This is a genomic window from Rhodococcus baikonurensis (assembly GCF_040489275.1).
GTDB classification, from domain to species: Bacteria; Actinomycetota; Actinomycetes; order Mycobacteriales; family Mycobacteriaceae; genus Rhodococcus_F; species Rhodococcus_F baikonurensis.
Window position 1 is genome coordinate 787,991 of sequence record NZ_JBEUOQ010000001.1, and the last position, 18,091, is coordinate 806,081.

At 62.6% G+C, this 18,091-nt stretch carries 20 protein-coding genes; 8 read left to right on the forward strand and 12 right to left on the reverse strand.

Going from position 1 to position 18,091, the window contains the following annotated elements; translation table 11 throughout:
- The first annotated feature begins 26 nt into the window (after positions 1–26).
- Both ABWI03_RS04020 and ABWI03_RS04025 read left to right on the forward strand, forming a co-directional pair.
- Entirely contained in the window at positions 27–1,220 is a 1,194-nt protein-coding gene (locus tag ABWI03_RS04020) for a globin domain-containing protein (RefSeq protein ID WP_298776825.1), read from the forward strand.
- A 92-nt stretch (positions 1,221–1,312) separates the two neighbouring features.
- Positions 1,313–1,936, forward strand: coding sequence for a LysE family translocator (locus ABWI03_RS04025; RefSeq protein WP_095972818.1), 624 nt, complete (start codon positions 1,313–1,315; stop codon positions 1,934–1,936).
- A 2-nt stretch (positions 1,937–1,938) separates the two neighbouring features.
- On the opposite strand, the gene paaK is transcribed toward ABWI03_RS04025, so the two are convergent.
- From paaK to ABWI03_RS04070, 9 genes are all read right to left on the reverse strand, one after another.
- A complete protein-coding gene (paaK, locus tag ABWI03_RS04030) occupies positions 1,939–3,240 on the reverse strand; it encodes a phenylacetate--CoA ligase PaaK (RefSeq protein WP_298776823.1) in 1,302 nt (433 codons plus the stop codon).
- A gap of 41 nt (positions 3,241–3,281) precedes the next feature.
- On the reverse strand, positions 3,282–4,361 hold the full coding sequence (gene paaE, locus ABWI03_RS04035) for a 1,2-phenylacetyl-CoA epoxidase subunit PaaE (RefSeq protein ID WP_200313143.1): 1,080 nt from the start codon (positions 4,359–4,361) through the stop codon (positions 3,282–3,284).
- Between the two features lie 4 nt (positions 4,362–4,365).
- A complete protein-coding gene (gene paaD, locus ABWI03_RS04040) occupies positions 4,366–4,824 on the reverse strand; it encodes a 1,2-phenylacetyl-CoA epoxidase subunit PaaD (RefSeq protein ID WP_044480149.1) in 459 nt (152 codons plus the stop codon).
- A gap of 50 nt (positions 4,825–4,874) precedes the next feature.
- Positions 4,875–5,792 (reverse strand): 1,2-phenylacetyl-CoA epoxidase subunit PaaC, encoded by a 918-nt coding sequence (gene paaC / locus ABWI03_RS04045; protein ID WP_296552733.1) that lies wholly within the window; start codon positions 5,790–5,792, stop codon positions 4,875–4,877.
- Between the two features lie 28 nt (positions 5,793–5,820).
- Entirely contained in the window at positions 5,821–6,138 is a 318-nt protein-coding gene (paaB, locus tag ABWI03_RS04050; protein WP_003942879.1) for a 1,2-phenylacetyl-CoA epoxidase subunit PaaB, read from the reverse strand.
- Positions 6,135–7,103, reverse strand: a complete 969-nt coding sequence (gene paaA, locus ABWI03_RS04055; RefSeq protein WP_298776819.1) for a 1,2-phenylacetyl-CoA epoxidase subunit PaaA — start codon at positions 7,101–7,103, stop codon at positions 6,135–6,137. Before paaA ends, paaB begins: the two co-directional genes overlap by 4 nt.
- Before the next feature lie 92 nt (positions 7,104–7,195).
- Complete coding sequence (locus tag ABWI03_RS04060) at positions 7,196–7,981, reverse strand: enoyl-CoA hydratase/isomerase family protein (RefSeq protein WP_095972823.1); 786 nt, start codon at positions 7,979–7,981, stop codon at positions 7,196–7,198.
- A gap of 27 nt (positions 7,982–8,008) precedes the next feature.
- Positions 8,009–8,866: a 3-hydroxyacyl-CoA dehydrogenase family protein gene (locus ABWI03_RS04065; protein WP_298776817.1), complete on the reverse strand. Its 858-nt coding sequence runs from the start codon at positions 8,864–8,866 to the stop codon at positions 8,009–8,011.
- The gene (locus ABWI03_RS04070; protein ID WP_124568074.1) at positions 8,863–9,591 is read right to left on the reverse strand and encodes an enoyl-CoA hydratase/isomerase family protein; all 729 of its coding nucleotides are present in this window, start codon (positions 9,589–9,591) and stop codon (positions 8,863–8,865) included. Before ABWI03_RS04070 ends, ABWI03_RS04065 begins: the two co-directional genes overlap by 4 nt.
- A gap of 107 nt (positions 9,592–9,698) precedes the next feature.
- Here ABWI03_RS04070 and ABWI03_RS04075 point away from each other — a divergent pair, with 107 nt between their 5' ends.
- The 4 genes from ABWI03_RS04075 to paaI all read left to right on the forward strand — a co-directional run bounded on the left by ABWI03_RS04075 (position 9,699) and on the right by paaI (position 13,192).
- Complete coding sequence (locus ABWI03_RS04075; protein WP_019745762.1) at positions 9,699–10,310, forward strand: TetR/AcrR family transcriptional regulator; 612 nt, start codon at positions 9,699–9,701, stop codon at positions 10,308–10,310.
- Positions 10,311–10,398: 88 nt separating this feature from the next.
- A complete protein-coding gene (gene paaZ / locus ABWI03_RS04080) occupies positions 10,399–12,441 on the forward strand; it encodes a phenylacetic acid degradation bifunctional protein PaaZ (RefSeq protein ID WP_298776812.1) in 2,043 nt (680 codons plus the stop codon).
- Positions 12,442–12,447: 6 nt separating this feature from the next.
- Positions 12,448–12,759, forward strand: a complete 312-nt coding sequence (locus ABWI03_RS04085) for an EthD family reductase (protein ID WP_095972826.1) — start codon at positions 12,448–12,450, stop codon at positions 12,757–12,759.
- A gap of 64 nt (positions 12,760–12,823) precedes the next feature.
- Positions 12,824–13,192, forward strand: a complete 369-nt coding sequence (gene paaI / locus ABWI03_RS04090) for a hydroxyphenylacetyl-CoA thioesterase PaaI (protein WP_166810072.1) — start codon at positions 12,824–12,826, stop codon at positions 13,190–13,192.
- 3 nt (positions 13,193–13,195) lie between these two features.
- On the opposite strand, the gene ABWI03_RS04095 is transcribed toward paaI, so the two are convergent.
- Both ABWI03_RS04095 and ABWI03_RS04100 read right to left on the reverse strand, forming a co-directional pair.
- On the reverse strand, positions 13,196–14,986 hold the full coding sequence (locus ABWI03_RS04095) for a CocE/NonD family hydrolase (protein WP_435054145.1): 1,791 nt from the start codon (positions 14,984–14,986) through the stop codon (positions 13,196–13,198).
- An 82-nt stretch (positions 14,987–15,068) separates the two neighbouring features.
- On the reverse strand, positions 15,069–15,515 hold the full coding sequence (locus tag ABWI03_RS04100) for a cupredoxin domain-containing protein (protein ID WP_124568070.1): 447 nt from the start codon (positions 15,513–15,515) through the stop codon (positions 15,069–15,071).
- Positions 15,516–15,787: 272 nt separating this feature from the next.
- On the opposite strand from ABWI03_RS04100, the gene ABWI03_RS04105 reads away from it, so the two are divergent.
- A complete protein-coding gene (locus tag ABWI03_RS04105; RefSeq protein ID WP_029256508.1) occupies positions 15,788–16,150 on the forward strand; it encodes a hypothetical protein in 363 nt (120 codons plus the stop codon).
- Positions 16,151–16,157: 7 nt separating this feature from the next.
- A complete protein-coding gene (locus tag ABWI03_RS04110) occupies positions 16,158–17,297 on the forward strand; it encodes a cation:proton antiporter (protein ID WP_124568069.1) in 1,140 nt (379 codons plus the stop codon).
- Here ABWI03_RS04110 and ABWI03_RS04115 read toward each other — a convergent pair.
- Positions 17,281–18,042 carry a DUF2127 domain-containing protein gene (locus tag ABWI03_RS04115; protein WP_095972831.1) on the reverse strand — a complete coding sequence of 254 codons (762 nt, stop codon included), beginning with the start codon at positions 18,040–18,042 and terminating at the stop codon, positions 17,281–17,283. The two genes, ABWI03_RS04110 and ABWI03_RS04115, sit on opposite strands and share 17 nt — an antisense overlap.
- Between the last annotated feature and the right edge of the window lie 49 nt (positions 18,043–18,091).

The following is an 18,091-nucleotide window of genomic DNA, read 5'->3' on the forward strand; positions in this document are numbered from 1 at the left end:
CGAATCTCGACCGAACGGAGCAGCTCATGCTTTCCCCACAGTCAACCGAGGTCATTCGCGCCACACTCCCCGTGGTCGGCGCCGCCATCGGCGATATCACAACCCTGTTCTACCGCAGGATGTTCGACGCACATCCCGAACTCGAACGCGACCTGTTCAATCGCGGCAATCAGAAGCAGGGCGAACAGCAGAAAGCACTCGCGGGCGCTATCGCGGCATTCGCTACGCTGCAGCTCGAACCCGACAGCGCCAAGGTCGATCTCATCCTTTCGCGTATCGCTCACAAGCATGCGTCGTTGGGAATCACCCCCGATCAGTACGCGATCGTTCACGAACACCTCTTCGCCGCGATCGTCGAAATACTCGGAGATGCAGTGACTCCCGAAGTCGCCGCAGCCTGGGACGAGGTCTACTGGTTGATGGCGGAAACCCTCATCACGATGGAACGGGGTCTCTACCAGCTCGCCGGTGTCGAGACCGGCGACGTGTGGCGAACGGTCAGAGTCAGCGAGCGCGTCCTTCAATCCGCCGACACTGTCTCCCTGACACTCTCCTCGGTCGACGGCAGCGCTCTACCCACCTTCGCTCCCGGACAGTATCTTTCGGTCGGTGTCATCCTTCCGGACGGCGCCCGCCAGATCCGTCAGTACAGCCTGTGTTCGATACCGAGTAGCGCGGACTGGCGGATCAGTGTGAAGCGAATCTCGGGCACTCCCGACGGTGAAGTATCGAACTTCCTCTACAACAACGTATTCGAAGGACAAGAACTCTCCGTCACCACCCCGTTCGGTGATCTCACCATGCCCGACGACGACTCGCCACTGCTACTCGCATCGGCCGGAATCGGTTGCACACCGATGATCGGCATGCTCAATCATCTTGCCGATACCGGCGCACAGCGTCCCGTCTCCGTCATTCATGCTGATCGATCCATCGCAGATCATGCTCACCGAGCAGAACTCAGCACGCTCGTCGACAAGATTCCCGCAGCAACCCTGCACCGCTGGTACGAGGACCTCGGCACGCATGTGCCCTTCGGATCGGTTCACGAAGGCCGAGCCGATCTGCGTGACATCACCGTAGAGCCGGATACCCAGGCGTTCCTCTGCGGGCCGATGCCGTTCATGTTGGCGATGCGCGCATCGTTGCTCGAACGCGACGTCCCGGCGCAGAATATCCACTACGAGGTCTTCGGTCCCGACAGCTGGGCCAATACCTGAGCGGACCACTGTCTGCGAACTGGACCTTGGCCTGCCACGGTAACCCCTTGTGTACTCGACGGAATATCCAGATCGAGTAGTGGGAGACCGACATGATCACGTCAGCGTCGATGACGGGAGTCGCGCTGATCGCCCTGGCGATGGTTCTGACACCGGGCCCCAACATGATTTACCTGGTGTCCCGCAGCATCAGCCAGGGCCGCCGGGCAGGTTTGATCTCGCTCGCCGGAGTCGCAACCGGTTTCCTGGTCTACCTCGCCGCCACGTGTGCCGGGCTGACGGCGGTTCTCTTCGCCGTACCCACGGTGTTCACCGCGGTGAAAATCGGCGGCGCCCTGTATCTGGCCTATCTCGCCTGGTCGACGCTCCGACCAGGCGGGAAGTCCGCCTTCGAGGTGGGCGCCGTCGACCGCCACGGCAGCGGTCGACTGTTCGGGATGGGTCTGACCACGAATCTGCTCAATCCCAAGATCGCTCTGATGTACGCGGCACTGATCCCCCAGTTCGTCGATCCCACTGCGGGTCCGGTCTGGCAACAGGCACTCGTACTCGGCGGCGTGCAGATCCTTGTCGCAGTCACCGTCAACGCGTTGATCGTGTGCTGTGCGGCAGCCGTGTCAGCTTTCCTGATGGCACGTCCGGTGTGGATGCGGGCTCAGAAGTGGCTAGCTGGTGGCATTCTCGGAATCTTCGCCACCCGCATGGCCCTGGAGTAGTTTCAGCCCTTCGGACGTTGGTCGATCAGACGACGCGCTTTACCGATCGAGCGTTCGAGTCCGCCCGGTTCGAGCACGTTCACCTCGACCGTGACACCGATCTTGTTCTTCACCAGCTTCTGCAATGCAGACGATGCCGCCGCATGGTCCGATAATGCCGCATCGGGGCGAGCCTCGACGCACACCGTCAGGGTGTCCATTCGGCCCGGACGCTCCAGCACACACTGGAATTGAGGCGCGAGGGCGGGGACGGTCAGGATCAGTTCTTCGATCTGCGTGGGGAACAGATTGACCCCACGCAGGATGATCATGTCGTCGGTCCGGCCGGTCACCTTCTGCATCCGTCGCATCGTGCGCGCCGTACCGGGCAACAGACGGGTCAGGTCCCTGGTGCGATAGCGAATGATGGGCAGCGCCTCCTTGGTGAGCGAGGTGAAAACCAGCTCCCCTTCCTCACCGTCCGGGAGCACCTCGCCCGTGACCGGATCGATGATCTCCGGGTAGAAGTGGTCTTCCCAGATATGGAGTCCGTCTTTGGTTTCCACACATTCCATTGCCACGCCCGGGCCCATGATCTCGGAGAGTCCGTAGATGTCCACCGCATGCATGTCGAGTTGCTGTTCCAACTCGGTCCGCATCTGTTCGGTCCACGGTTCCGCTCCGAAAACTCCCACCCTCAGCGAGGTCTTCGAGGGATCGATCCCCTTCTTGATCATCGCATCCACGATGGTCAACATGTACGACGGAGTCACCATGATGGCATCGGGCTCGAAGTCCTCGATCAGCTGAATCTGCCGCTCGGTCATGCCACCGGACATGGGAATGACCGTGCAGCCCAATCGTTCAGCACCGTAGTGTGCTCCCAACCCACCGGTGAACAGGCCGTACCCGTAAGCCACGTGAACTTTGTCCGACGACCGCACGCCGCCGGCCGAGAGACTGCGCGCGATGAGATCGGCCCAGTTGTTCAGGTCATTGCTCGTGTACCCCACCACCGTCGGGCGCCCGGTCGTCCCCGAGGACGCGTGAATTCGCGAGACCTTGTCCTGGGGTACCGCGAACATCTTGAACGGATAGTTCTCGCGCAGATCCGCTTTGGTGGTGAAGGGGAACTTCGCGAGATCGCTCAGATCCTTCAAGTCGCTCGGGTGGACGCCGGCGTCGTCGAAAGCTTTGCGGTAGTGCGGAACATTGGTGTACGCGTGCATCAGGGACCATTGCATCCGCTCCAGTTGGAGCGTCGAAATGCGGTCCCGGCCGGCAAATTCGATTTCTTGCGAAGTAGCAGTGGCGAGTTCGGTCATGATTGTCTCCGGTGGGCTCAGTGAGGGCGCTGTGCGGGCGGTCAGGCGTCGAAATCGACTGTTATCTGGTCACCGACAGGAAAGGTCTGGCAGGTCAGCACGAAACCCGCGTCGACTTCGTAGTCTTCGAGTGCGTAGTTCCTGCGCATCTCCACATCACCGCAGGTGACCTTGGCGCGGCACGTTCCGCACACTCCGCCCTTGCAGGCGAAGGGCAGATCCGAGCGGTACTGTTCGGCCGCATCGAGAATCGACTGGTCGCGTGGCAACGTCGCGGTGGTCGATCGACCGTCGAGAGTAATCGTCACCTCGCTGCTCGGTCCGACAATTCCGCGCTCACGATGCACTGCGACGGGTGGAGCGACATCGTCGACGTAGAACAGCTCGTGATGGATGCGATCCTTGGCAATTCCCAAGCCGGCCAGCACTTCCTGGGCGTCGTTGACCATCCCGAAGGGACCACAGAGCCAGAAGCCGTCGACCTGGTCGCACGGTACGAGAGAGGTGAAGATCTCACGCAACCGGCCGGCGTCGAGACGGCCCGAGAACAACTCGACCTCCCGCGGTTCGCGAGAGAGAACGTGAATGACGTCCAGGCGCGCACCGTACCGGTCCTTCAGGTCGGCGATTTCTTCGGCGAACATCACCGAACGAGTACGCCTGTTCCCGTACAGCAGGGTGACATCGGCCTCGGGGTTCGCCAAAAGTGTTGCAGCGATGGAAAGCATGGGCGTGATGCCAGAGCCCGCCGCGATCAGAACGTGCCGTCCACCCAGTGCCGGATCGGCGACGAAATTGCCCGAAGGGCCCTGGACGTCGATTTGATCCCCGGCCTTGACGTCGCGCACCAACCAGGTGGAGAAGAGTCCGTCTGCTACTTCGCGAACCCCCACCCTTGGAGACGCGCCTACCGGTGCACAGATCGAGTAGGAACGACGGTGTTCGACGCCGTCGATCATCCGCCGCAGTGTCAGTGACTGCCCGGCGCCGAAGTCGAATTGATCGGCGATATCGGCAGGCACGTCGAAGGTGACGGCAACTGCGTCGTCGCACAGTGATTCGACACCGGCGACCGTCAACGGGTGAAAGGGTTTGTTCCGGTTCGTCGTTGCGGTACTCATCTGTTCAGATCTCCTTCACGTGATCGAACGGCTCGAGGCAGTCGAGGCAGCGATACAGCGCTTTGCACAGGGTCGCACCGAATTCCGAACTCAGTCTGGTGTTTGCCGAACCGCACTGGGGGCAGAGGATGTCGCGGGGCTTGGCCGTCAAGGTCAATGCGATCGGCCCCGAGGTGCGGCGCGGCGCTGCCCCCGGCACCGAGTACCCAGCCGTCCGAAGTTTCGCGAGCCCTTCTTCGCTGATCCAATCCGAACTCCAAGGCGGCGACAGTTGAGTCTTGATCTGGACGCTGCCGTACCCCGCATCGTTCAGCTTGTGCTCGATGTCGTCTCGCATCGTCGCCATCGCTGGACACCCGGAATAGGTGGGAGTGATTGTCACACAGACGAAGTTCGCTTCGACGTCGACCGATCGGATGACCCCGAGATCGGCCAGAGTAAGCAGTGGCATCTCCGGATCCATCACCGAGGCGACGATCTCCTGCGCGGACGAGACGGTGGTGGCAGCCACGGTCACCACACCCCTTCAGGGTGCTCCCGAGCGACGCTCTGCATTTCGGCGAGAAGCAGTCCCAGTGCCCCGGTATGCAATCCGGCGCGTCCACCGCGGCCGCCGACGAAACCGGAGAAACGTGCAGGGGGCTCTTCCATTTCGGCCGCATGGAGCACCTGGGCAAGAACAGCGTCGAACTCCGGCCGAACAGTACGCGGATCCACTCCGACGCCAACTTCTGCCAAAACGAGTTCGTCTTGAGTGGGAACAAAGAGTTCGTCCACGAACGGGAAGATCTCGAGCAGGGCGTCGGCCGTCCGGCGCTTTGATTCTGCCGTGCCGGCGCCCAAGGTGACGACCCATCTTGCCGCGTAGTCGCGGTGATAGGTCAGTTCCTTGACACCTTTGTTCGCCACAGCAGCGAGAACCGGATCCCGCGATGTGCGGAGCCGATCGAACAGCGCCAGCCGCCAGGTCGCGAACACGAGTAGCCGAACGACCGTGTGTGCGAAGTCGCCGTTGGCGAGTTCCACCAGTCTCACGTTACGGAAACCGAACTGATCACGAAAGAAGGCGAGCGCATCTTCGGCCGGCACCGGTGACGTATCCGAGATGAACGGAACCACGGTGGAATCGGCTGCTGCCGCGCGAGCAAGCAGCAGCCTGGCCTGCCCGATCAGATCCAGGCCGACATTTGCGAGAGCTACCTCTTCTTCGAGTTCCGGTGCTCGCGTGGACCATTCGGCGAGTCGCTGCGAACTGACGAGCGCGTCGTCACCGAGCATGAGGCAGTAGCGCGCCAGGGCTCCGAGATCGACGTCGCCTGGCACCGTGGTGTCGACTCCGGCGAGGGGGTCGTCGAAGCTGGTTCCGAACGCCCACTGACCGTGGCCGTCACCGTCGACCAGGCCGTCGTAGGCACTGTCGTGATCGTTCATCTGTTGGTCCTCGAAGTCGAAGTGATTCTCACATGTGGGGAACGGAGTCCGGGATGTCGTAGAAGGTCGGGTGCCGGTAGACCTTGTCGCCGCTCGGCGCGAAGAACGGATCCTTTTCTGCCGGACTCGAAGCCACGATGTTCGCGGACGGTACGACCCAGATGCTCACGCCTTCGTTACGTCTGGTGTAGACGTCACGCGCGTGGCGTAGGGCCATCTGGTCGTCTGCCGCGCGCAGTGATCCGACATGGACATGGTTCAGTCCGCGCTTTCCCCTCAGAAATACCTCGTACAAAGGCCATTCGCCCCGTACCTGATCGCCCTGTACCTGATCGTTCTCGCTCATGCTGTTTCCCCAGTCGTGCGATCGTGCGCGAGTCTCTCGCACTGTGCAAAGGCGTAGGCGGCGTCACGGACCCAGGCCCCGTTGTCGTGTGCGGCTTTCCGATTGGTGATCCGCTCGACGCTCGCCGCCCCGTTACCGCGGACCACATCCATGAATTCGCTCCAGTCCGGCTCGCCGAAATCGTGAGCGCCACGCTCAGGGTTCCAGCGCAGGTCGGGATCGGGGAAGGTCACACCCAGTACCTCGGCCTGCGGTATCGACATGTCCACAAATCGCTGCCGCAGTTCGTCGTTCGTGTGCCGCTTGATGCGCCACTTCATCGACTGTTCGGTGTTCGGCGACTCGTCGTCCGGCGGTCCGAACATCATCAGAGCAGGCCACCACCATCGGTTGACGGCTTCCTGCACCATCGCACGTTGGGCTTCCGTGCCGCGCATCATCGTCGCCAGCAACTCGAAACCCTGCCGCTGATGGAAGGACTCCTCCTTGCATACACGGATCATCGCGCGTGCATACGGCCCGAAGGAGCTGCGGCACAGCGGAACCTGATTGCAGATAGCGGCTCCGTCGACCAGCCAACCGATCACTCCCACGTCGGCGTAGGTCAGCGTCGGGTAGTTGAAGATCGAGGAGTACTTCTGCTTTCCCTCGATCAGTTTGGTGGTCAGATCGCCGCGGTCGGCACCGAGGGTCTCGGCCGCGGAGTAGAGATACAAACCGTGCCCCGCCTCGTCCTGGACCTTCGCCATGAGAATCGCCTTGCGTCGCAACGAAGGTGCACGGGTGAGCCAGTTTCCCTCTGGCTGCATTCCGATGATCTCGGAGTGCGCATGCTGGGCAACCTGACGAATCAGCGTCTTGCGGTAGCCGTCCGGCATCCAGTCGCGAGGCTCGATGCGCTGGTCAGCCGCGATCGTCTCGTCGAACAGGTTCTGCAGGTCTTGTGGAGCTTCCACGTTGGTCATCGTACCTACCTTTTATTACCGAATGATCGGTTGGTAACTAGTATGCACCGCGGTGTCCCGGGGCACAAGAGAATCTTTCGACGGAACAGAAATCAGCGGCCCTCGAAGACCGGCTTCTGCTTCGACAGGAAAGCCGTGACCGCGCTTCGATGATCTGCCGTGGAACCCAGCTTTACCTGCGCGTTCGCCTCGGCCTCCAGCGCCTGTGAAAGCCCGGGAGCAACTGCACGGATCAGCGATTTCACGTGGGCGAAGGCCGCGGTGGGTCCGTCGGCAAGTCGGCGGGCGAGTACCCGAGCCTCAGCTGCGACATCCTCGTCGGCCACCACTCGATGAACCAATCCCCACTCCAGTGCGCTCTGCGCGTCGAACCTGTCGCCGAGCAACATCAGGCCACTGGCACGGCTAGGTCCGAGCGCGTGCACGAGCGCATGACTGAGCCCCGAGTCACTGGCCAGACCGATGCCGGTGAATGCCGTCGCAAAGCTCGCGCGAGCACCCACGACACGGATGTCTCCGGCCAACGCGATTCCCAACCCCGCCCCGACACAGGCGCCGCCGATACCCACCACCACCGGGACCGACAGCGTCGACAGCGCCGTCACAATGGGGTTGTAGTGCGCGGCGACGGTGTCCATCGCGTGCGCCGGATCGGCATCCAACGCTGCCGCGTGCTCGCCCAGATCCTGACCGACGCAGAAGTTCTTGCCTTCGGCGAGAATCAACACCGCTCGAACGTCTGCGTCCGCGTGGACCTGCAGCAACGCCTCGAGCAGCTGAGACTTCATTTCGCCGTTGACGGCATTGGCGGCCTTGGGCCGGTCGAGAGTGATTGTCGCCAAACCTCGCTCGATCTCCAAGCGGATCACGTCAGTCATCGATGTTCCTTTCGCAGGCAGTTCGGTTCAGCTCCATGTGTGAAAACCCTGTCCTGTCTTGCGCCCCAACTCGCCGCGGGCGACCTTCTCTCGCAGCAGTGCAGGAGGAGTAAATCGATCACCGAGAGTGCTCGCGAGGTGTTCGGCGATCGCCAGGCGCACATCCAACCCGACCAGATCCGTCGAACGCAGCGGCCCCATCGGATGCCGGTACCCCAATTCCATGGCCCGGTCGATCGATTCCGCGTCCGCCACACCTTCTTCGAGCATTCGGATGGCTTCGAGCCCGAGACCGACGCCAAGCCTGCTGGTCGCAAAACCGGGTGAGTCGTTGACGAGAACCTCGGCTTTGCCGAGCATCGACACCCATGCTCGTACCGAGTCGACAACCTCGGGGCGGGTCTGAGGCGCCCGGACGATCTCGACCAACAGCGACGCCGGGACTGGATTGAAGAAGTGCATACCGATGAACCGGCTCGGATCCGTCAGCGCTGTACCGAGTTCGGCGATCGACATGGAACTGGTATTGCTGGCGATCACGGTGCGTTCTCCGGCAACGGTTTCGGCAGCCGCGAGAACCTCGACCTTGAGGGCCGCGATTTCCGGGACCGCCTCGACGATCAGGTCGAGCGACGGGGGCATGGAGCTTACTGCGCCTACGACGCTCACGCGCGCGAGGACCGTCGCGGGGTCCTGGTCGCCGAGTTTCCCTCGTTCGTGGGCGCGGTCGAGGCCGGTGGAAACACGCTGTAACGCGGCCTCGGCGTCGCCGCTCTCCGCGATGGTGACCGCCCCGCCCAGAGCGGCGAACACCTGGGCGATACCTGCACCCATGCGTCCACCGCCGATAACTCCGACGGCCTTCGGTGCAACTGATTCAGTCATGATTTCTTCTCCAGGAAAGCCGTCATGCGATCGTGCTTGTCCGAACTCTCGAACAGGACGGCTTGGGCGATGTCGTCGGCAAACGGATGCGATCCCGGCGCGTCGACGATGATCTTGGTCAATCGCAGTGCCAGCGGGGACAGTCGGGAAATACGGTCGAGCAGCCGATGCGCTGCGTCGACGTGGCAGTTCGGTTCGGTCACCTCGACAACCAGACCTGCTCGTAGCGCCTGCTCGGCGTCGAGGTTCCTGGCACCGAGGAGCACTTGCTTCGCGATCGAGACGCCGACGAGCTTCGGCAGCCGATAGCTCGCACCCGCGGCTGCCATTATCCCGAGATTGGGCTCGGGATTACCGAAGACCGCCGTCGTGGTCGCGATGCGAATGTCGCAGGCGTACGTCAACTCCGCCCCGCCACCGAGCGCGTAGCCGCTCACTGCGGCGACGGTGGGCAGCGGGAGCTTTCCGATGCGGTCGAACAGCGTGCGGTTGATACCCGCGAACGCTTCGTCTCGTCCGCGCTCTCGGAGCTCCGCGATGTCAGCGCCGCCCGCGAAGTGGTCTCCTCGCCCGGCAAGCAGGAGCAGCTTCGGATCCCGTTCGAGGCGTCCACAAACCTGATGCAGTTCGTCGATCATTTGCGCGTTGATCGCGTTGCGTTGCGCGGGCCTGTCGAGGGTGACCACGACGCGATCCTCGCGCTCGTCCACGTGCAGGGTGTTCACATTCACTCCTTCTCACTCTCCTCCATTAATAACCGAACATTCGGTCGTTTGGCAAGGGTGGAGACGAGGATGGTGCACAGCTTTGCCCGAACTGAGAAGATGGGGACATGACTACGGCACGCCCCACTCGACGCACCGGCCTCCCCGGACGTCCCGGCTACGACCTTGATTCACTCCTCGCCGTGGCCGTCAAGGTGTTCAACGACAAGGGCTACGACGGCGCCAGCATGGAGGTGCTCGCCAAGAAACTCGGCATCACGAAGTCCTCGATCTACCACCATGTGTCCGGAAAGTCAGAACTTCTCGAACTCGCACTTTCGCGTGCACTCAACGCCCTGTTCGCGGTCACGACCGAAGAAGGCGCCACCACCGGTCCGTACATCGACCGTCTCGAATACCTGGTCCGGCGCAGTGTAGAGGTGCTGGTCGCAGAGCTTCCGTACGTCACCCTGCTCCTGCGCGTCCGTGGCAACACGACGGTCGAGCGTGCCGCGCTCGCTCGTCGACGCGAATTCGACAACTTCGTCGGAGGCCTCGTCTCGTCCGCCGCAGCGGAGGGAGACTTGCGCCCGGACATCGAACCAGCCCTCGCCAGCAAGCTGATGTTCGGCACCGTCAACTCACTGATCGAGTGGTACAAACCCCGAGCGGGTGAGTCCGTCTCCGACATTGCCGACGCGGTCGTCGCCGTCACTTTCGACGGACTTCGCAAGGCCTGATTCCAGGCAGTTCTGCCGAATCCTTGACAACGCAGCGTTACCGGGCGATCGTAATTACCGACCGAACGTACGGTGAGATGGAGTTGTCGTGAGCAGACTGTTGGAAAGCTATGTAGCCGGTCAGTGGTACGCCGCACCGGACGCAGGTACCCCGTTGCCCAGCGCAGTGGACGGATCGGAGGTGGCCCGGATCTCCGCAACCGGCGTCGACCTCGCCGAGATGGTTACGTACGCACGCGAGGTCGGCGGGCCTGCACTGTCTGCGATGACCTTCCACGAACGTGCCGGCGCGCTCAAGGCCCTCGCCCTCACGTTGATGGCAGGAAAAGCCGAGTTCTACACACTCTCCACTGCCACCGGGGCGACGACGCGAGATTCCGGGGTGGACATAGACGGCGGATTCGGGACCCTGCTGAGTTACGCGAGCAAGGCTCGGCGCGAATTACCCGACAGCACAGTCTTTCTGGACGGAAACGTCGAGCCTCTCGGCAAGGGCGGAACTTTCCTCGGGCAACACATCTATACATCACGTCGTGGCGTCGCCGTGCAGATCAACGCGTTCAACTTCCCGGTGTGGGGATTTTTGGAGAAACTGGCACCGGCCTTCATCGCGGGTGTCCCGTCCATCGTCAAACCTGCCAGTTCCACGGCGTATCTCACCGAACTCGTCTTCCGGCGCATCATCGAATCAGGCTTGCTCCCGGAGGGTTCCGTCCAGCTGCTTTCCGGTAGTGCACGTGGACTCCTCGATCACCTCGACGGACAGGATTCGGTGGCCTTCACCGGATCCGCCGACACCGCCGCAACGCTGCGTGCCCACCCGAACGTCGTCGGCAAGGGCGTCCATTTCAATGCCGAGGCCGATTCACTCAACGCGTCGATCCTCGGCGAGGACGCCGTACCAGGAACGCCCGAATTCGACTTGTACGTCAAACAACTCGTCACCGAAATGACGGTGAAGGCGGGACAGAAATGCACCGCTATCCGGCGCGCCCTGGTCCCGGTCTCGCTGGTCGACGCCGTTGTCGACGCCGCAACCGAGCGACTGAACAAAGTGGTCGTGGGACACCCCGATGCCGACGGCGTCACGATGGGAGCGCTCGCCAGCCTCGAACAGCGTGACGAAGTCTTGAAATCCATTCGCGGCCTGACGAAGTCGGCAACAATCGTGTTCGGAGATCCGGACAACGTCGACGTGGTCGGCGCCGACGCCCGGTCCGGTGCCTTTCTTTCACCGATTCTCCTCCGGGCCGAGGACAACGCGCTCGAGGTACACGAGGTGGAAGCATTCGGGCCCGTCAGTACCGTCATCGGTTACGACGGCATCGATCATGCGATCGAACTTGCGGCCCGTGGCGAGGGAAGCCTCGTCGCCTCGGTGGTCACTGCCGACACCGATACAGCACGTCGATTGGTACTGGGCCTCGCAGCTTTTCACGGTCGAGTGCTCGTCCTCAACCGCGACGACGCCAAGGAATCAACCGGCCACGGCTCTCCCCTTCCAGTTCTCGTCCACGGCGGTCCCGGTCGCGCGGGCGGCGGTGAGGAGTTGGGTGGCATCCGCGGAGTTCTGCACCACATGCAACGCACCGCCGTACAGGGCACACCCGACGTGCTCACCGCGGTCGGTGAGCGCTGGTTCACCGGTTCACAGCGCACTACCGGATCCGAGCATCCATTCCGAAAGAGTCTCGCAGAGTTGAAGATCGGCGACACTGTTGTCGGTGGTCCGCGCCAGGTCACACTCGCAGACATCGATCATTTTGCAGAGTTCACCGGTGACACCTTCTACGCACACACCGATCCGGTGGCCGCAGCGGCAAATCCACTGTTCGGCGGCATCGTCGCACACGGCTATCTGGTTGTCTCACTCGCTGCGGGCCTGTTCGTCGACCCGGCCCCCGGCCCGGTTCTCGCGAACTTCGGCGTGGACAGCCTCAGGTTCCTGACTCCGGTGAAAGCCGAAGACAGCCTGACGGTCACCCTCACAGCCAAGACCATCACACCTCGCAGCAGCGCCGACTACGGTGAGGTTCGTTGGGATGCCGTGGTGACGAACCAGGACAACGATCCGGTCGCGACATACGACGTACTGACTCTGGTAGCCAAGACTCGCCCCGAAGGGAATTGAAAGCACATGACCTATCGAGTAGCAGTGTGTTACGGACGCCCCACCGACCCGGAGGCTTTCGACAAGTACTACAACGAGATCCACGTCCCGCTCGCCAGCGCGGTGCCAGGGTTGTCGGACTTCACGTTCAGCAAGTGCTCGACGCTGGACGGCTCCGATCCAGTCTTCTACGCCGTCGCCAACCTGGTGTTTCCCGATCTCGAGACGATGCAGCGCGGCCTGAAGTCCCCGGAGATGGGCGCCGCTGGAAAAGATGTCGCGAACTTTGCCACCGGCACGGTCGACATGTATGTCCAGGAAGTTGTCTCGGTCCTCTAGACCCTGCAATCTCCGATAACACAGGAGTTGTCTCGTGAGTACAGGAAGCATCACCGCCAGAGAGATGTTCGACGCGGACCAGGCGTCGCAGGCACTCGGTATCGAGATTTCCGAGCTGGCGCCCGGTAGCGCAACCGTGACCGTCACTGTCGGCGAGACCATGGTGAACGGTCACGGAATCACACATGGCGGCTATGTTTTCCTGCTCGCGGACACCGCGTTTGCGCTCGCCTGCAACGGCTACGAGGATTCAGCCGTTGCAGCGCGCGCGGACATCCGATTTCTACGTCCGACCCGTCTGGGCGACACCTTGACCGCGATCGCCACCGAGAAGGCGCGAGGGGGCCGAAGCGGGATCTACGACGTGACCGTTCGCAGTGGCGGTGTCGTCGTCGCCGAGTTCCGCGGCGACAGCCGAACCATCACCCGCTGAAGTTCAGCCCACGACGGGAAGTTCGAGGGGGCCGGAACCGTCGGCGAAGATCGTCACCGGCATACCTTCCAGTCCCCCACGGAAACTGATGTCGCCGCCGGTGATTGCCAGTCGGACGGAATGGCCTGGCTCGAATCGATGCACTATCGCCGGCATCGTCACCGGCACCGGCTGAGACGGATCGCTGATGCGCACGGGCGCGATGAGACCATTGATCAGCGACGACGTTCCGTCAGGTGCCACGTCGTACAGCTTCGCGAACACCACCGGCTGTCCGGGCGCCGCAACACGCAGCGTCACAGTGGGGGCTCCCACCACATCCATCGGTTCGGTCATCGGCGCAGTGGTCCAGAGCGCCTCGGTTCCCGGAATCTGTGCATTCGGAATGTTTCCGGCCGGATTGATGTTGAGCGGCTCGACTCCCGTCGGCAGCCCACCCGGTGCGGTGACAATCGTCTTCGAGCCGGGCACAACCGGCGCGCCGTCCGGCAGCAGTCCCCCGTCAGCGGACAGCTGGAAGCCGCGGGTGGTTCCGACATCGACAGTATCGGACGTGGCGTAGGCCGGTGCCGCGTTTCCCTCGTAGTCGATCCAGTTACGGAAGTACGCGAATTCCGGTCCGGTCTCCGTGTTCTCGTCCTTGAGGTAGTGGTCGAACCAGTCCATGAAGCGACCGGTTTCGTACTGGGCATCCTCGTCGGGTGCGGAGAAGCTGAATTCGCCCGGCGCAGCGGCCAAGTGGCTGTGCCCCCACGAATGCCAGATCATCTTGGCGTCGACGCCACGCGCTTTCAGCGCGTCGTAGGTTGCGGTTGCCTCGTTCAGATCGAACAGAGTGTCCTGTTGCCCCTGAGCAAGCAGTACCGGAATGTTGATCCGGTCGACGAACGACGACACCGACGACGCTCGGAGTTCACTCACCACTTGCGGTCCGATGTCCCCGGTCACCACCGCCTCGGCGATCGCGTTGCACATGTACGGCACGTAATTCGGGCAGCCGGGAAGTCGAGAGGGGTCGGTGAGGTAGCCGTCCACTCCGGGGTTTGCGACGCCGGCGCCGAAGAGGAGCGACGCAAAGAGCACCTTCGCCGCTCCGGGCTCGGCGGTGGACACTCCGGAAATGATTCCCGTGCTGTTGGGTGCCAAGGAATACGAAAGATCGTTCCAGGTGATCATGGGGATGATCGTGTCGATGCGGGGATCGACACTCGCGGCGGCGAATTGAATGCCGCCGCCGTAGGAGCCGCCCGTCATGCCGACCCGCGGGTCGTTCGTCGACGGTGCACCCGAGTGGTCGACGGAGTCCTGTACCACCGCGGTTAGCGCCGGATAGGGCTGCGTCAGAGCCTGATCCGTGTAGGCAATCCCCTCTTGGCCGCCGAGGAAGCTGACCAACTGGGAAGCGGCGACGCCGTCGTACGCGGGAGAGTCGAGTGTGATCTTGCAACTCGTGCCGCCGAAACCCAATCCCGAATACGTCAGTCCGACATACCCGTTCTCGGCGAAGTTCTGCAGAGCCGGAATCTGATCCTTGTACGAACCGCCGAACCCGTTCGTGGTCAGGATCGCGGGCGCGGGGTTGTCCGCATCGACGCCGTCGGGAACGAAGAGCTCACCGACCACGGTGCACGGCGTCGAAAGATCCGGCCCCACATCGACCGAGAAATACAGCAGCTGTGAAGAATACGAGCCGTTCGGTGAATCCGCGAGCGCCGGCGGCGAAAAGCCGAGGGCACAAACCACGAGCGTGACGACACTGATCGCTGTTCTCCGGCGCACCTGAAAACCGTACACCCGGATCTGTTCTCTACCAGTTCAATCGGATGCGTGCCGCCAAAATATTCTGAGCGAAAGTCAGGCCAGGCCCGGTCGACGTCTACTTGACCGTCAAGGTGCCGCGCATGCTCGGGTGGTAGGTGCAGTGGAACGTGTACGTTCCCGGCTCGTTCGGCACCGTGATGGTTTCCGTCTCACCAGCTTCGATGTCCTCGTTGAACAGCCCTGCGGTATCGGACGTGACCGAGTGCTCGACGGTGTCGTTGTTCTGAATGGTCAGTACCTGTCCTGGCATCACCGACTCCGGCGTCGAATATTCGAAGCCGCTGATCACGATTCCCATCGACGACGCTCCCGGCGTCGACATACCCAGAGGCATGCTCGGCATCGACATACTGGTCGGCTTGCTCGGCATCGACATACTGGTCATTGCCATGCCGTCGTGATCTGCCGAATCGTTGTCCGACGAATCACTGTTGTCACTGCACGCGGTCAGTGCGAACACCGCCAGGATCAGCGCTGCGAGCACCGCGAGAATCCGCTTCATTGCTTCGCCTCCTGCTCGTTCCCCCGCAGTCTGCTGATTACCCGCCGCCTAACGGCCCAAACAGCTCCGATGTGGTGCCTGCGGCGCTGATAGTGCACGATTTCTGCACCAGCTCCACTCGCGGACCGACACTGAAGGAAACAGCACAGATGGCCAAGATCAAAACGTCTGATGCGGCCCAGCCGAAGGCGTCGAAGGCAGCCCAGCCGAAGGCTCCGAAGACAGACCAGCCGAAGGTAACCGAGAAGGCTCCTGCCGTTCTCTGGAAGGACCTGCCGGACGAGCACGACTACCCGGCGGCCCGCGATTACCTGCAGTTGGGCGCGACACCGGTCCAGGTCCAAGCTCTCGTCTACGCGCTCAAGACGGCGACGCTGGTCTCGAAGAAAGCCAAGGACATTCTGCGTGCTGCCGGCCTACCCCTGCTCCCGGTCGACAACCCGCACGTTGCTGCCGACCTGAAGAAGATCCGCAAGGGGATCGCACTGTCACCGATCCTGCTGGTGCAGGGAGACTTCCGCGCCGGAGTACCGGCCCAGATCGCCGACGGCTACCACCGGGTCTGTGCGAGCTACCACGTGGACGAGAACACCGGCATCCCGGCAAAGATCGCTCCCTCGACAGTGACGTCGTAGGTCGTCGATGACCTTCGGCATACTTGCCCTCGTCGCACTGGCCGGAATCCTCGGTCCGCTGCTCGGCGCTCGTGTCAGCTGGCATGTCCCTGTGGTGGTCGGCGAGCTTGCCGCGGGCGTCGTCTTCGGTGTCACCGGTTTCGGGCTACTCGACTCGTCCGACCAGACTTTCAGGTTCCTGGCCGATATCGGGTTCGCGCTCACGATGATGGTGGCCGGCTCGCACGTCCCGGTCCGCGATCCGGCAGTTCGTGCGGCAATAGGTAAGGGTGCCTCTCGCTCGGTTGTCGTCGGACTCCTGTCGGTTGTTGCCGGCTACGGTGCGGCGACTGCATTCGGCACCGGTCACGCCGCGCTGTACGCGGTCCTGATCGCGTCGTCGTCCGCGGCGTTGATTCTCCCCATCGTCGATTCGCTGGCGCTCGGTGGAACCTCGGTCCTGCAGATGACTGCCCAGGTCGCGATCGCGGACACCGTCTGCATTGTCGCGCTGCCGTTGGTGATCGATCCGGACAATGCCCCTCGTGCCGGTATCGGCGCACTGGCGGTGGCGGTGTCTGCAGTTGCCCTGTTCTTCGTGCTGCGGGCGTTCCATCGTTCCGGACATTGGCGAAAGCTCCACAAATTCTCCGAGAAACGGAAGTTCGCACTCGAACTCCGGATCAATCTGGTGATCCTGTTCTCCCTGGCGGCGCTGGCCTCGAGCACTCACGTGTCGATCATGCTCGCCGGCTTCGCCTTCGGACTGGTCCTGGCCGCGATCGGTGAACCCCGCCGCCTCGCCAAACAACTCTTCGCGATCACCGACGGCTTCTTCGCGCCCCTCTTCTTCGTCTGGTTGGGAGCGGCGATCAATCTGCGCGACCTCGTGACTCATCCGTCCGCCATCTGGCTCGGATTGGTCTTGGGCGGAGCAACTCTCGTGGTTCACGCCGCGATACGCGTCCTCGGTCTCCCGCTACCCCTCGGCGTGCTGTCCGCCGCGCAACTGGGTGTACCGGTTGCCGCAGTGACGGTGGGCACTCAATTGGGGGTGATGGGCGACGGTGAGCCCGCAGCCATCCTCCTCGCCGCCATGATCACGATCGGGGCAGCAACACTGGCCGGTGCTGCCGCGTCGAAAGCCGGTCTCACGAAGCCTGTTTGACCGCCGCCCGCTCCACCGTCAGCAAGCTCTCCTCCGAATGTTCGGCGTGATACGCCGCGCCGCCGCCGCGGACACCGAATAGCCGCTTGCTCCAGATCAGCCACACGACGGCAGCGATGTTCACCAGCAGCAGCCCGGCCCTCAACCACGTGATCTTCTCGGTCAATTCGTAGATTTCGAGGGGCAGGAACAAGCTGGTCGCCACCACCGCGAAGTACTCGCCCCAGCGTTTGACCATCCACAGCCCGACGGCCTCGATTACTTGAAGGCCGGCGTAAACCAACAGACCGACCGCGATCCAGGTGAGCGTCGTCGCGGACAAGGAGAAGGCCTGCTCGATGTGATGGACCAGTTTCGAGTCGTCGATGTTCCACCCCAGCTGACGGGCCAATGGTCTGATCAACGGCAATTCGTTCTCGAAGGCGTCCTCGACGCGCCCCTTCGACGATCTGAGTTTGAACACGCCGATCGCCAGAAGAACCAACCCCAGAGCGCGGAACATTCTCTCGGTGGCAAGAAGTCGCATGATCAATCGGTCGCGAAGCAGCCGTCCCCGCGGAACCTCGGGGGCGGCGTCCGCCGGCCCGGACGCTTGCGGCGCTCCCGGGACGAAGTTGCCGCAACGTAGGCACCGCCATGCCTGGCCCACCGCAGTGTCCACCTGTAGTCGATCCCGCAGCTCAGGTTCGTCCGGAGCGTAGGTCTCGTGACCATGCCAACTGCACGAGCGCAATGCGAAGTCCACGGGTGAACTCTATGCCGCAAATGCCCGGTAGCGTGGATACCCGCTGACC

Coding starts and splice junctions, on each gene's coding strand:
- paaK (WP_298776823.1), bottom strand. CDS start 3,240: ATGACCGAACTCGCCACTGCTACTTCGCAAGAAATCGAATTTGCCGGC.
- paaE (WP_200313143.1), bottom strand. CDS start 4,361: ATGAGTACCGCAACGACGAACCGGAACAAACCCTTTCACCCGTTGACG.
- ABWI03_RS04065 (WP_298776817.1), bottom strand. CDS start 8,866: ATGACTGAATCAGTTGCACCGAAGGCCGTCGGAGTTATCGGCGGTGGA.
- paaC (WP_296552733.1), bottom strand. CDS start 5,792: ATGAACGATCACGACAGTGCCTACGACGGCCTGGTCGACGGTGACGGC.
- ABWI03_RS04085 (WP_095972826.1), top strand. CDS start 12,448: ATGACCTATCGAGTAGCAGTGTGTTACGGACGCCCCACCGACCCGGAG.
- ABWI03_RS04025 (WP_095972818.1), top strand. CDS start 1,313: ATGATCACGTCAGCGTCGATGACGGGAGTCGCGCTGATCGCCCTGGCG.
- ABWI03_RS04110 (WP_124568069.1), top strand. CDS start 16,158: ATGACCTTCGGCATACTTGCCCTCGTCGCACTGGCCGGAATCCTCGGT.
- paaD (WP_044480149.1), bottom strand. CDS start 4,824: ATGGATCCGGAGATGCCACTGCTTACTCTGGCCGATCTCGGGGTCATC.
- ABWI03_RS04075 (WP_019745762.1), top strand. CDS start 9,699: ATGACTACGGCACGCCCCACTCGACGCACCGGCCTCCCCGGACGTCCC.
- paaI (WP_166810072.1), top strand. CDS start 12,824: ATGTTCGACGCGGACCAGGCGTCGCAGGCACTCGGTATCGAGATTTCC.
- ABWI03_RS04060 (WP_095972823.1), bottom strand. CDS start 7,981: ATGACTGACGTGATCCGCTTGGAGATCGAGCGAGGTTTGGCGACAATC.
- ABWI03_RS04100 (WP_124568070.1), bottom strand. CDS start 15,515: ATGAAGCGGATTCTCGCGGTGCTCGCAGCGCTGATCCTGGCGGTGTTC.
- paaB (WP_003942879.1), bottom strand. CDS start 6,138: ATGAGCGAGAACGATCAGGTACAGGGCGATCAGGTACGGGGCGAATGG.
- paaA (WP_298776819.1), bottom strand. CDS start 7,103: ATGACCAACGTGGAAGCTCCACAAGACCTGCAGAACCTGTTCGACGAG.
- ABWI03_RS04020 (WP_298776825.1), top strand. CDS start 27: ATGCTTTCCCCACAGTCAACCGAGGTCATTCGCGCCACACTCCCCGTG.